A 14,515-nucleotide genomic window follows, 5' to 3' on the forward strand; every position below is an offset into this window, starting at 1 on the left:
TTCAGAAAAATCTTTTAAATTGTGCACAATGAGTATTGACAGTCTATCTTTTTTGGTATACAGTATATACATACATTGAAACAGGTAGTGCGAAGGACATGATATATATCCGCTGTGTTTCAGAGAGAGATGGCTAGGCTGTGACCATCTTACACATGATAGACTATTACCCCCTTCAAACCGATTGGCTGAACGCTTTAGCGAGTAAGTCAATCCGCGAGTAAGCGTTATCGACAAAAGAGTGAGTTGTTAATAACTTCAGATAATCATAGAATATGATGGCCGCAGGTAAATTATTGCAAGAGACTGAATTAGCAATAATCGGCAGTTAATAATTTCTAACTTAGTGTCTTATAAGTCTAGTACATGATTAAAGATTACTACTATGGTTTATGTAAACTAACTAAGATGGACTATCATAATAGATGATTATACAAGCTAATTAGTGACTAACTAGGGTGGAACCACGAGACCTTCGTCCCTTGTATTAGGGACGAAGGTCTTTTTGTATATGTATTAAGTAATTAAGTAAACTTGTAAGCTATGACGTGTCCCGCCGGTATAGCTCATTTCCAAGGAGGAATTTGTTATGTCAGACGTAAAAATTATTTTGCCAGATAATAGTGAAAAAGCTTATCCAGCTGGTACAACTTTAGGTGAAGCAGTAAAACAATTATCCAATAGCCTTGCTAAAAAAGTATTGGCTGCTGAAGTTGATGGCGAATTAACTGACCTTCGTGAAGAAGTAAAAGATGGTTCTCATGTAAGCTTCTTAACTTTCAATGAACAAGGCGGTAAAGATGCACTTCGCCATAGTGCGTCTCATGTTATGGCACAGGCCATTAAACGCCTATGGCCAGAAGCTAAGCTTGCCATTGGTCCAGCGATTGAAAATGGTTTCTACTATGATTTAGATATGGAACATGTGCTTGTACCTGAAGATTTACCAAAAATTGAAAAAGAAATGCAACGCATTGTAAAAGAAAATCTTCCAATTCAAAAAGAATTGATTTCTCGTGATGATGCTCTAAAATTATTCAAAGAAAAACACGAAGATTATAAGGTGGAATTGATTGAAGATTTGCCAGCGGATGAAGAGATTTCCTTGTATCGTCAAGGCGAATTCGTGGATCTTTGTGCTGGTCCTCATGTGTCTGCTACTGGCAAGGTAAAGGCCTTTAAACTTCAAAACATTGCCGGCGCGTACTGGCGTGGGGATGAAAAAAATAAAATGCTACAACGCATTTACGGTACTGCGTTTGAAAAGAAAGAAGAACTTGAAGAATATTTACATTTACTCGAAGAAGCAGCGCGCCGCGACCATCGTAAATTGGGTAAAGAACTTGGTTTATTTGTATTAAAAGAACAAGGTCCTGGCTTCCCATTCTTCTTGCCAAAAGGGATGGCTCTTCGCAATGAATTAGAAAACTTCTGGCGTGAAGTGCATCATGATTTTGATTATGAAGAAGTGCGCACACCAATTATCTTAAATCGTCAACTTTGGGAACAATCTGGTCACTGGTTCCATTATCGTGAAAACATGTATACGACTATGATTGATGATGAAGATTATGCAATTAAACCAATGAACTGTCCTGGTAGCATTCTAGTATACCAAAATGAAATGCATTCCTATCGTGATTTGCCAATTCGCATGGCCGAACTTGGTCTTGTGCATCGTCATGAATTGTCTGGTGCCTTACATGGTTTATTCCGTGTTCGTAGCTTTACACAAGATGATGCTCATGTATTCATGTTGCCATCTCAAATTAAAGATGAATTGATTAAAGTTATTGAACTTTTCGACCGTATTTATAGCCAATTTGGTTTAACATATCGCGTTGAATTGAGTACTAAACCAGATAATGCTATGGGTGATGACGCTATTTGGGAATCCGCAACAAATGCACTTCGTGAAACTATTGAAGAAAAGGGCATTCCTTATCAAATCAATGAAGGGGATGGCGCTTTCTACGGGCCAAAACTTGATTTCCATATTCGTGATTCCATCGGCCGTACTTGGCAATGTGGTACTATCCAATTGGATATGAACCTTCCAGAACGTTTCCATATGGAATATATTGGTGAAGATGGTCAAAAACATCAACCAATCATGATTCACCGTGCTTGCTTCGGGTCCATGGAACGCTTCATTGGTATTTTAATTGAACACTATGCTGGTGCGTTCCCAACTTGGTTGGCACCTGTACAAGTTAAAATTTTACCAATTAGTGAAAAACATGTGGCTTATGCTGAAAGATTACGTAAAGCCTTCAAAGATTCTTACATCCGTGTAGAACTTGACGATCGTAACGAAAAAATCGGTTATAAGATTCGCCAAGCACAAATGGAAAAAGTTCCTTACATGTTAGTTGTAGGGGATAAGGAAGAAGAAGAAGGTGCAGTAGCTATCCGCAAACGTGGCGAAGGTGAAGTAGGTACTCAGAAATGGGAAGACTTCTTAGATGCTATTTTAAAAGAAGTAAAAGAACGCCAATAAAATACAGTAGCCCTAACATGTAGTATTTTATACGCTTATATTGTCTTTAAATGATGCTATATGCTTCATTAGAATGATATAGTTTCATTGGATTATATGCGAATATAAATCAGAATACACATAAGAGCCCAAGAGAATAGGGGGACTCAAGGCCAGTGGCTTGTCCTTCAGCTCTTGGGCTTTTTATGTGCATACTTGTAAATCCTTAGGGCGCTCTTAAAGGGCATAAATTTTTCATGGCGCGTGCTTTTATCTTGAAAGGACTGTGAAAAACTTTTACAATAAGATAGAGCATATTTTTATTTTAGTTTGAGGAGTTATATTATGAAGAAGAATCGCGTAAGTAAAGCACCTACTGAAAAAGCAGAGGTTATTGCTGGGCTTGATCGTCTATATCCATACTATCAGTCTATTGAGCAGATTGAAGATCAAAAAGAAGAATTGTTAGCGGATCGAAAAAAGACTTTGGGGCACACCTACTATACACCAAAGGGATTGATTATTCATTTGATTTTGGGGGCCATTATTTTTGGTATCGTATGGTTATGGCATAGTAAAGCACCTAATGTGGTGACGGGCTATATTGTAGAATTTGGATTTCCTAGTTTTGTAGGCCTCTTTGCTATTTGGATGGCCATGATTGCACTCTTTAGAAAAGCAGGCCATGCAAAACGGCGTCAATTAATTGATAAGCAAGTAGCTAAATATGATGACTATGTAGTGGCAATTAAGCGCAAAATCACTGATGATTTTATTCCTGTAAATTGTCGTTCTACAGCAGCCATTACATTTATGAAAGACAAATTAGAATCTGGTGCAGCGAATTCCTTTAAAGAGGCACAGCAGCAATATTATGAAATACAAAAAGAAGGCCGAGCACAGGAGAATTAATTTCGCTTAGAAATTATGAAAAGATGAATTGCATGGTAATGGTAAAGCTGGCATTTTACTAGTGGCTACAGGGGGCAGTCATCCGGAGACCTTGTTAGACCATTTTGATTATTTAATGACTCGACTGAATTGGACTAATTTAGGCTCTTATGTGTTACAACACACCGATTATATGGATATGATGAATATTCCTGAAATTATAGAGGCTTATGAGCTAGGTAAGAATTTATAAAATCTGTAAAAAAAGGTAGTGAAGCGCAGGCTTCACTACCTTTTTATTGTATCCTATTCTTTAATATGTTCGCTTAGATTGCTTTATCAAAAACAGCTTTAATATATTCTTTAGTTTGGCTATATGATTCACCAGGTTGTGCTTCATATTGTTTATCAGTGTCAAACCAAAGATTAGGGTAGTAGTCATATGGGTGAGTTTTAAATAATTCAGCTGCATCGCTGTCTTCTACCCAGTTAATTTTAATGTCTTTGTAAGCTGGATTTTCAGCTTTTAATTCTTCAATTGCTTTGAATGCATTTTTGCAGTAAGGGCAACCATTTAAATGGAATCCTAAAATTTCTTTCATAGTATCGCTTCCTTTTCTTATAAGTGATTATTTTATCTTGTCATTAAATAGATATATCTCTATTTATATATATTATACTACAAGTGAGAGAAAAAATCATCTTAAATTGAAAGAAAAAATCAATCTAAATTGAAAGAGAAAATAGCCTAAAGTAAAAGCAAAGATGATTTATATTGTAATAGGAGCATAGGCTACATTTTCATTAAACCGTAATTGTGCAATGTATACAGTATTATTTGCTAAAAATAGATTATTATTTGTATTTTTTATATCAACAAATGTCTTTCATGTGCTATAATAAACCATGTTAATTCTATAGAGATGCTGTGTTGGTATATTGAGGATACTAAGTACTATGGAATTTACACAGGGGTTTGAGAGATAGAGATAGAGACATAATATAAGAAGAAGCCTTGATGGGAGGGAGACGTATGCAGCAAGACGATAAGACCCTCGCGAGGGGGCTTAAAAATCGCCACGTACAATTAATTGCAATTGGTGGCGCCATTGGGACGGGCTTATTTTTGGGATCAGGACATTCCGTAGCCTTAGCAGGTCCGGCCATACTTTTTTCCTATATAATCACGGGTGTCATATGTTTCTTTATGATGCGAGCCTTAGGAGAATTGCTTTTATCGAACACGGAATATCATACTTTTGTAGAATTTGTACAAGATTATATGGGGGAACGAGCCGCCTTTGTGACGGGGTGGACCTATTGGTTTTGTTGGATTTCCGTAGCTATGGCAGATATTACAGCCGTGGGGATTTATGTGAAATTTTGGTTTCCTCAGATTGAAACTTGGATTCCTAGTTTAGTTGTATTAACTGTGTTAGTATTTTTAAATTTATTAACCGTAAAATTATTTGGTGAAATTGAATTTTGGTTTGCCTTGGTGAAGGTAGTTGCTATTGTAGCCTTAATTGGCCTTGGTCTATATTTTATATTTACCGGTCAAACAACGTTGGCAGGAATAGCGTCATTTTCAAATTTATGGAATCATGGTGGTTGGTTCCCTAATGGCATGGGTGGCTTTGTGCAGTCCTTTCAGATGGTTGTATTTGCCTTTGCAGGCATTGAGTTGGTAGGACTTACAGCAGGGGAAACGCAAAATCCTCATAAAGTAATACCACAATCGATTAATAGTATTCCGGTGCGCATTATCTTATTCTATGTGGGCGCGTTAGGTGTTATAATGAGCATTTTCCCTTGGAATGCCATCAATCCGGATCATAGTCCATTTGTGGATGTATTTTTAGCTGTTGGCATCGTAGGGGCTGCTTCCATAGTAAACTTTGTAGTTCTTACATCGGCTGCATCGGCTTGTAATAGTGGTGTATTTAGTACAAGCCGTTTACTCTATTCTTTGGCTAAGCGTGCTCATGCACCGGGAAAGCTTGAAATGCTTACGAGCAAGCAAGTACCAGCCAATGCATTGCTCTTGTCGGCTTTAGTTATTTGCTTAGTCGTGGCTATGCAATATATTGTGCCAGAAGGGGTATTTGTTATTATTACTAGTGTGGCAACATTTTGCTTTTTATATATTTGGAGCACTATTACCATTTGCCATATGAAATTTGTTAAGGCGCGTCCCGATTTGGCAGCAAAAAGTAAATTTAAAATGCCTTTATTCCCTTATTTAAATTACTTAGTTCTAGGATTCTTTGCCTTTATGCTTGTAACTTTGGCATTTAATCCAGCTACAAGGGTGGCTCTATTGGTAACGCCTGTATGGTTTGTTATTTTACTATTGATTTATCAATTAAAAAAACATCCTAGTAAAGATGAAGTCGAAGCGGTTACTATGAGTAAAGAATAGCCATATAAGCGATATGTTATATAAGGTATATGGCGTATAAGGTACAAAAGTATAGCCTTATAAAATGAAAAAAGTATAAACTTATGTAATGGTAAGCATAGGGCTGTATAATTGTATAAAAGTAAAATCCAAGAGGTCTTTAGTGGAAAACTTACACGGTGGTGTAAGATCTACTAAAGACCTTTTTACTTATCTTATATTGCAAATTTAATAATGTTAAATGGCAGGACTCTTTGATACAATAGAAGCAATATGAATGCGGCTTAATTATGAACTGTTTAAAAGAATTATAGAGATAGATTTAACAGCGTACTGGTGCTAGGTTTAAAAGAAACTAGGGATAGAGTTAAAAGAGGATTCGTGTTAGGTTAAAAAGCGGATTAGTGATGGGTTTAAAATCGGATTTAGAACAGGTTTAAAAGAGGTGGATATGAGGCAAATCGTATATTTAGGGATACGAAAGTATATAGAGCGGATTGCAGCGTGCTTAGATGACATAGATATAGAACATATAAGTAAGGATTTGTCCTTAGACTATTTGAAGCATTGGCAAGGGGATGAAGACCAAGCTAGTGTTGATTTCTTAGCATTATTGTTGCTAACATTGCATATATTTTGGACATATATGAAAGAGCAGCAAAATATATTGACCTCTTATGAAGAGCGATTGCACATTCAAGTTCAATTTATTAATATGGAGACTGCTGTACGCGGGCTTATTAGGGAGCTTATAGAATCAATGGAGCTCAATTTCTCCAATTTTGAAGAACTTAATTTTTTAAAAGGGGTAATTTTAAAATGGCCTATTTTAGAAATAGGTGAAGTGTATCATGGGTATGACTATTTTTCAGTACTTATGAATGAACCTCAGTCTTATACAACTTTAGAGATTCAGCCATATGTGATTTTTGAGGTACTGCAATATCATTACCATAAAGGCGATTATGACTATGTAGTAGAATTAGGTCAGTGGTTAATTACTCAATATGGGGCCGATAGTGCAGAGCAAACACTTAGGCCTACGCATAAAGATTACATTGTGATTTCTACAAAGTTGATACTGGGAACGATATATTTATATAAGTTTAAAACGAAGGCTTATTATGTAGAAGCACGAACTATTTTTGAATCTTTGCGAATTTGGGCGAAACCAATGCATATGCCGGAGATTATATATCAATTAGGCCATGCCTTAGAGCAGTGCGGTGATGCAGAACCACATATATATTTGGCTCATTATGAAGAGGCCGCGCGCGAGGGCTATAGGGCAGGGATTTTAAAGACTGGTTCCATGTATCAAGATGTGGAGGCATTACAGGATTTAAAAAAAGCCCAGTTTTGGCTCACTAAAGCAGCTAAACAGGGCAGTCCAGCGGCTATGGGGCGGCTAGGTATTTTATATAGTAATCCAAAGCTACCGTCCTATTTTAACGTACCCAAGGCGATAAACTGGGCAAAACAAGGATTATCAAAGGGTAATGAAGAATCGTTACTGGTTCTTATTAATATTTTTGTATGGGGCTTGCAGGGAAGCATAAAGCCCGATTATAAGGCTGCTGTGGCGCTCTTAGAGCCACGAGCAGAGGGCCATAGTCTGCATCAGTTCTTATTAGGCTATATGTATGTACAAGGAGGCTATGGACTATGTAAGGATATGGCAAAAGGCCTTCAATACTTGGAAGCCAGTGCTAAGGCGGGAAATGTGGAAGCTGCCTATGTGCTAGGCTCAACAGTTGTTAGCCTAAATATGATAGTGCCCAATTATGAAGTGGGATTATATTGGTTACGACAAGGGGCTGCCAAAGGGCATAGATTAGCAAAAGAACAATTAATTGCTTTAGAAGCAACAATTAAGGACGGACCATAAATGATGAAATACGAATTAAAAAACATTATGCATGCCGCCATTGAGCAGTTACATGGCTTACAGGCTCAAATTGAAGCTGATAGGGAGATGCTTCAAGATGTATATGATGATTTTGAGTTAGATAAAGACATGGTAGTCGATTTAGAGAGTTCTTTATTCTCCCCCTTACAAATTATGGTAATGGGTGCTTTTTCTACAGGTAAATCGTCCTTTATTAATGCCTTAATGGGAGCCAATTTGACGGTAGTAGGCGCGTTGCCAACTACAGCAGTGATTAGTAAACTCGTATATGGTGAAACCAATCGTGTTATAGTCCATTTTAAAGATGGCTCTTGCTCTTTTTATGAGCCAGCGGATTTTCAAAAGCTGACTTCAGAACAAGAAGCGGCGTGGCGTGATCTTCATAAAACTATTGAATATGTTACTTATGAAGTGCCTTTGGAGCTGTTAAAAGCCATTAATATTATAGATAGTCCAGGCCTTGATGCTCTAAATGAATATCATTTGGCCGCTACGAAACATTTTATACAATATGCGGATACGGTTCTTTGGGTTATTACTGCAGAAGCGCCTCTAACGAGTAAGGAATTGGCCTATATTGAGCAATTAGAAGGGCGCATGAAACCAGTAGTGATTGTCAATAAAATAGACACGATTGATGAAGAGGAAGATAGTGTAGATGATATTATTGCAGATGTTAAGGGCAAATTAAAGCATCGAGTACAAGCAGTCCTACCCGTATCGGCACGATTAGGCTTAGAAGGAAAATTAAGTAGCAATGCTTTGCTGTTACGGGAGAGCTTATTAGAAGACGTAGAAGCGTATATAGAAGGGAATATTATTCCTCATACGTATGAGTACAAAATGGATAAGCTTATTAATACAATTAACTTTTTTATGCTTAATATAGAGGCGAGCCTGGCACCTTATGGGGAGGGCTCTAGTTTAGATCTTTCTATTTTAAGTCGAAGTACGAAGGCAAGCTGTGCCATTAATGTGACGCCTTATAGGCAATGGGGGATTCAGCTAGCAAGAACAGTACAGAATTATTGTGAGGATACACTTCTTGAAGGACATGCCAGTGCCTATGGCTTTTTAGGTACTCTGTATCTTTTAGGCTATATATATAATCAAGATAAAAGTAGAGGGATTATGTATTTAGAATATAGTGCCATGAATCAAAATATTTCAGCCCAAGGGGTACTATTATATTATTATAGTATGGTATTTTTTGAAGAACTTATGCATGGTGATATGTCGACGGCCTTAAGCTATCCTGATTTTACAATGGGTGATTTTGAATCGTATCATAAAATGATGTATTGGGTCGATTTAATTAATAAACTAGACCTAAGAAATGCTGATGCTATGACTAAGAACATGATTTCCTTTGCTCATAGTATAACAGCCTTAGTTATGACACTAAAAAGTTCGGCTAATGGTGCAGATTCTACAATACAAGAGGAAGAGGGCGCTCGTTTGAGGAAGCTTTTGAGCCAAGATGAATCAGCCGGTATATATGACACCTTGCACATATTAGCTCATTTATATGCGGAGGGGATTGGTGGTCCTGTAAATTTAAAGGAAGCAGAGCGACTTTACCAGTTAGGCAGTGACCATAATCAGGGGGATGCGATGCTCGGCATGGCTCAATATTATGCAAAACATGGCGACCCAGCTCACAGTGAGACTATTTTAGCTTGGTTTAAAGCGGCTGCCCAGCATGGTAAGGATGAAGCACTTACTGAGATTGTGAATAACTACTTTGCTGAAGATTGTCCTCTTACTTGCCATATAAGTCATGTTTTTGAGGCGTTGCACATGTTAGTCCATAAAGGTGATTCAACAGCGGAAGATATGTTATTAGACCTCTATGCAGATGGTATTGAAGGGGTAGTACCTAATCAGGACGATGCCTTAGAAGCACTGTGTTGGCAGATTATGGACCATAATCCTAAAGCTTTATTTTATTATGGCCTATTACAAAAAATTAAACGGCACCAGGATCTAGCCTTAGAGTATGTAGAAAAAGCGTCTGCTAAGGGGCATGAGGAAGCAAAGATAGTTTTGGCGAAATGGATGTATGCGGATGAATCGGCCTTAGAGCGACCTGAGTATATGTGGCATTTAATTTCTCTACTCCGTGATATTTGTGATGTGCCAGATATACAGTATTTAATTGGTTCTTTATTTGTTAAGCAGCGGCCGTATATTCAACAAGATTATAGGAAAGTAAAATATTGGTTAGAAAAAGCAGCTCATAACAAGGTGGCGGACGCCTGTTATACATTGAGTGTAGCTTATAATAATGGAGATTGGGACTTTCCGGTGGATTATAATAAAGCTTTACTATATATAGAAAAAGCTATTGAATTGGGCTATGTTGATGAGACTAATGAATTAAAAGTTATAAAAAATAATATACGGAACAAATAGTTCTGAATTCATGCAATATAGCAGCCTTTAAGGCGAAGGGAGCATAATGAATTTTTATCAGTATAGTCAAAAGCGTGGCGCTATGATTCAGCATTTGAAGGAATTGCAGCACATGAACAAAACGCTAGCTAATGCCTCAGTGGACGTGCAAATAACTAATGCCTTGCAGTATATTAATAATGATACCTTTAGTGTAGTTGTGGTGGGGCGTTTTTCTCGTGGTAAATCAACCTTTATTAATGCCTTGTTAGGGCGCAGAATATTACCAACTAGCAAGAAGCCGACTACCGCAGTTATTAGTAAAATTACATATGCCGAAGAACCTCGCTGCCTGATTCACTATAAAAATGGTCAACAAGAGGTGGTGAATGAGGACGCATTCTTTGCTATAAAGGCGCTTAAATTTTGTGATAGTACGTCTTCTAAAGAGGACGTGGCGGAAACTGTAAAAGAGCAGGACGCTATCAATAGCATTGATTTTGTGGAAGTGGGGTATCCTTTAGAATTTTGTAAAAATACCGTGGAATTGGTGGATACGCCCGGCACAGATGATTTGAATCAAGCGCGTATAGATATTACCTATAAATATTTGAATCAAGCTGATGCGGTCATTTTACTTTTAGCTGCAGACCAAGCCCTCTCTATTGGAGAAGTAGAGTTCTTAGAGGAACATATTTTAAAACAAAATATTAAGGATATATTTTATATTATTAATAGAAAAGATACCCTTAATGGCCCTGATGAAGAAAAACGCGTGGTGCAGTTTGTGAGTCATAATTTAGGAAATATTCTAAAGGTCGAGTCTAGCGAAGTACATCCTTATTTAGTGTCTAGCTATCAAGCCTTACTATGTAGGCGTCAGGCTAATGGTGAGAGTTTATCGAGCAAACAACAAATGCAGCTTCCTGATAATTTTGAATTTACCGGTTTTGCTGATTTTGAAAGGTCTTTGCAGGGGTATTTAAGTGAAGAAAAAGGGCGTCGTCGCCTAGCTTTGTATGGCCGTAAAACAATCCGAATTATTGATGAATTGATAGAGGATATTACGTCCCGTTTGGCTTTATTGGCTCATTCTACTGATGAAATCAAAGCTGTTGTAAGTAAATTAGAAGAAAAGAAGCAACGCATTGTGAGTCAAACTGATGCGGTATTAGGACGTCTGCAAGTAAATTTACAATGCCAGCAAGGGGCCTTGCGCGATATTTGTAGAATCGGTCTTCAAAGAATTTCAACCCAAGCTAGAGAATTAGTACAGGCCTATGACGGCGATGTTACGGATGGGGCAATCAATCAAATTGTACAGGCGCAATTAGGCAAGGGACAACATCAGCTAGTGCAAGAGCTGCATAGTTTTATTTCTCAGGTGGTAGATTTAGAATATGCTATGGCCACTGATGATTTGCAAGCTGTGTGGGCCGATTTTGATTATGCCTATAGTCATTTAATGCCTCAGGACTTAGGGAAAGAATTTAATTTGAAACACATGCTTAACATAGATAGTTTAGATGCTATTGGACAGGCCAGCATGACGCGTGCGGACGATCGGGATGGTGCTATTAATTTAGGCGCCACTGTGGGCGGCATTGTAGTGGCCATTGCGACGGGAAGTTTTATTCCGGTGGCGTTAGGTCTAGGCTTAGCGGCACTGCTGGAAAGCTCCAGTGATGGCCGGGATAAACAAGCTAAAGCGCTTATATGTGATGAGATTAATGGGCAGGTAGATTCTATCCAGGAATCACTGCAAAAGAGTGTATTAACTGCGTATGAGCATATTGGTATGGATATTATTGAATCCCTGCGATTAGGCGTGGCACGGCGGATGCAGCATATGGAGGAGCAATTGGCTGATTCATTGCGTCTAAAGGCTAAACAGGAGGAATTAGCTACATTACAGCGTAAAGAATATGGAGCTTTTATAGAAGAGCTTCAAAATAGAAAGGCAGACTTGGCCCAGTTGATGTTGTAAAGTGGAGTGCAGTGTAGAGCATTCAAGATAAAAGACAAAAATAAAAGACAAAAGACAAAAGACAAAAGACACTTGTTTTGATTATACAGGCAATGGATAAGGGGATAGATAAAAGGAGGTGGCAGGTATGGTAGAGTTACGCCATATGCTTGCTATGTTGAAAGAATTGCCGTACGTAGCAGGTCATAAGCATATATTAGGAGACGTAGAGGCGTTGGAACGGGCTATGGAAAAGGATTTTTTCCGCGTGGTCGTATTGGGCGAGTTTAAGCGCGGTAAATCAACTTTTATTAATGCCCTTTTAGGAGAAGATATTTTGCCCACTGATGTGTTACCTGAAACGGCTATTATTACTAATCTTTTATATGCTACAGAACCACGCTTACAAGTGGTGTATAAAAATAAAACCATAGAAGAAAAGCCTTTAACTGCTGAGGCAATGGCGCAATTTTCAGCGCAAGCAGATACACAGTATACAGACACTATTGACTATATTAAAGTGGGCTATCCATTAGACTTATTAAAACCTAAAATTTGTTTAGTAGATACGCCTGGCGTAGCTGATTTAGAGGAAAGTCGTTCGGATATTACCTATGGATATTTGCCGAGGGCTAATGGGGTTATTTTTTTGCTAGATGCTAATACACCATTTACGAAGACTGAAAAAGACTTTATAGAACAGCATATATTACCATTGGGTATTTCAGAGATTATATTCATTGTGAATAAATATGACCATGTGGATGAAGAGGAAGATGAAGATTTCTTAGATGATTTACAGGCACGCATTACTCAGGCATTTATTGCAGACGATGGTACGGCCTTACTTAAAGACATTAAGTTATTCCCTGCTTCTGCATTGATGGCGCGGCGTGGTCAATTGCAGCATAATGAGGCTTTATTGGAAGAGTCAGGCATTCCTGTTATTGCAGAGGCATTGCGGTCCATGCTAGGCGTTAGCAGTTTAGAACAAAAGAAGACTACCTATTATACTAAGGCTATGACGCGTCTTGTGGAGCGGATTATACGTGATGTGGAGCGCACATTACAATTAGGCGAGAGTTCGTTAACTGAGTTGCAGGCTACGGGCAGTCGCCTTGATGCCTTGATGGCACATCATAAAGAGCTAGAGTCAAAAATTTTTACTTATATTAATCAGTCTACCGCAGTATTTAATGCATTGATTCATAAATCCTTAGATACATTTAAAGAGGAGCTTACTGAACTTGTTGTGGATATGGTAACTGATTATGAAGGGGAAGACTTTAAGAAAATTGTGGAAGAAAAGATACCGCGCATTGTAAGGAAGCAAATTGAACAATGGCTAGTAAATTATGGGCCCCAGCTTAAGCTTTTATTAAAACAGTTAGAGCAAGAGTTAAGTAATGGCTTAGCACGACATTTTAATAGGACTGTACAACTCCCCACCGGGCGTGCTAGGGAGCTTAATTATAGTAAACAACTCATACAATTAGAGGTGTCTGATTTATCTAATACGAAAATGTGGGCCGCCGGTGTAGCGGCTATAGGCGGGATGGGCCTCATTTCCGTACTGGGGTCCACTATGATGCCTTTACTTGGCGCCGTGGTGATTCCTTTTATAGTAAAAGACCGTATGAAGGATGCCTTGAAGGAGGCTAAGAGCCAGGTCTTACCACAACTTAAAGCTCATATGGAGCAGATATTTGTTCAATTAGAAGCAGAAATACATCAGTATGTGGATTTACAATGTAAAGAAATAGGGGCGCGCACAGAGACTTCGTATTTTGAAATCCTGGGGGATCTTAAAAAGAAAGTTGATTCGCTGTTAGACCAAAAGGAAAAAGAACGGTTGACCATTGAAGGGCAAATGCTGGACATTAAAGGGGATAAAAAAGTATTGCAATCCTATATGGAGGTGTTGGCTACTAAGGGTGTGTAAAAAGATAGGTTATAGAGTTTGGGAAGGAGTGATACTATGGATATGTTTGATACTTATGATGCATTAGATGGCCTACATGAAGATGGTCTGTATTCGTCCATTCCTACGGGCACGGGCTTACATACGATAATGCATGGTGGCACCATTGTAGATACACTGACACAGCTTGGCACAGAGGTCGGTGATTTTGTTATGCCTAATGTGGATGGCGGCTTTGATGTATATGAGGAGGGGCTTTTAGCGGCTCATACGAAGCCGAATGTGTTTGGTGGCACTGAGGTATATGATGATGCCATGAGTCTTGACCATTTTAGTATGCCCAATATGGACGGTGGTGTTGATTTTTACGATACTACTATGGACCATTTAGGTCATACTATGGATAATGTATTTGGAGGCAGTGATTTAATCATTGATTCAGGCAATGTAAGTGACTTATTAGACATGCAAGATCCATTGCGCCATGCTGGGTCATTAAAGTTACCGACTTTTAAACTATAAAAAATTTTACTTTTTTATTTTAATGAGACAAG

At 38.2% G+C, this 14,515-nt stretch carries 10 protein-coding genes; 9 read left to right on the forward strand and 1 reads right to left on the reverse strand.

What is annotated here, in order from left to right:
* Positions 1-589 precede the first annotated feature (589 nt).
* From thrS to Q0376_RS09185, 3 genes are all read left to right on the forward strand, one after another.
* Entirely contained in the window at positions 590-2,500 is a 1,911-nt protein-coding gene (gene thrS, locus Q0376_RS09175) for a threonine--tRNA ligase (RefSeq protein WP_298706775.1), read from the forward strand.
* Positions 2,501-2,824: 324 nt separating this feature from the next.
* Complete coding sequence (locus tag Q0376_RS09180) at positions 2,825-3,391, forward strand: hypothetical protein (RefSeq protein WP_298706777.1); 567 nt, start codon at positions 2,825-2,827, stop codon at positions 3,389-3,391.
* 28 nt (positions 3,392-3,419) lie between these two features.
* Entirely contained in the window at positions 3,420-3,623 is a 204-nt protein-coding gene (locus tag Q0376_RS09185) for a hypothetical protein (RefSeq protein ID WP_298706778.1), read from the forward strand.
* 73 nt (positions 3,624-3,696) lie between these two features.
* On the opposite strand, the gene Q0376_RS09190 is transcribed toward Q0376_RS09185, so the two are convergent.
* A complete protein-coding gene (locus tag Q0376_RS09190; protein WP_298706779.1) occupies positions 3,697-3,972 on the reverse strand; it encodes a glutaredoxin in 276 nt (91 codons plus the stop codon).
* A 431-nt stretch (positions 3,973-4,403) separates the two neighbouring features.
* Between Q0376_RS09190 and Q0376_RS09195 the strand changes: the two genes are divergently transcribed.
* From Q0376_RS09195 to Q0376_RS09220, 6 genes are all read left to right on the forward strand, one after another.
* On the forward strand, positions 4,404-5,792 hold the full coding sequence (locus Q0376_RS09195) for an amino acid permease (RefSeq protein WP_298706780.1): 1,389 nt from the start codon (positions 4,404-4,406) through the stop codon (positions 5,790-5,792).
* 430 nt (positions 5,793-6,222) lie between these two features.
* Entirely contained in the window at positions 6,223-7,659 is a 1,437-nt protein-coding gene (locus Q0376_RS09200; protein ID WP_298706781.1) for a tetratricopeptide repeat protein, read from the forward strand.
* Positions 7,660-10,095, forward strand: a complete 2,436-nt coding sequence (locus Q0376_RS09205) for a dynamin family protein (RefSeq protein WP_298706782.1) — start codon at positions 7,660-7,662, stop codon at positions 10,093-10,095. It begins immediately after the preceding gene.
* Between the two features lie 46 nt (positions 10,096-10,141).
* Complete coding sequence (locus Q0376_RS09210) at positions 10,142-12,061, forward strand: dynamin family protein (protein ID WP_298706783.1); 1,920 nt, start codon at positions 10,142-10,144, stop codon at positions 12,059-12,061.
* A 127-nt stretch (positions 12,062-12,188) separates the two neighbouring features.
* Positions 12,189-13,982 carry a dynamin family protein gene (locus Q0376_RS09215; RefSeq protein ID WP_298706784.1) on the forward strand — a complete coding sequence of 598 codons (1,794 nt, stop codon included), beginning with the start codon at positions 12,189-12,191 and terminating at the stop codon, positions 13,980-13,982.
* A 36-nt stretch (positions 13,983-14,018) separates the two neighbouring features.
* Positions 14,019-14,483 carry a hypothetical protein gene (locus tag Q0376_RS09220; RefSeq protein ID WP_298706785.1) on the forward strand — a complete coding sequence of 155 codons (465 nt, stop codon included), beginning with the start codon at positions 14,019-14,021 and terminating at the stop codon, positions 14,481-14,483.
* The last annotated feature ends 32 nt before the right edge of the window (positions 14,484-14,515 follow it).

The sequence above is a fragment of the uncultured Veillonella sp. genome, assembly GCF_937981445.1.
Classification (GTDB): domain Bacteria; phylum Bacillota; class Negativicutes; order Veillonellales; family Veillonellaceae; genus Veillonella_A.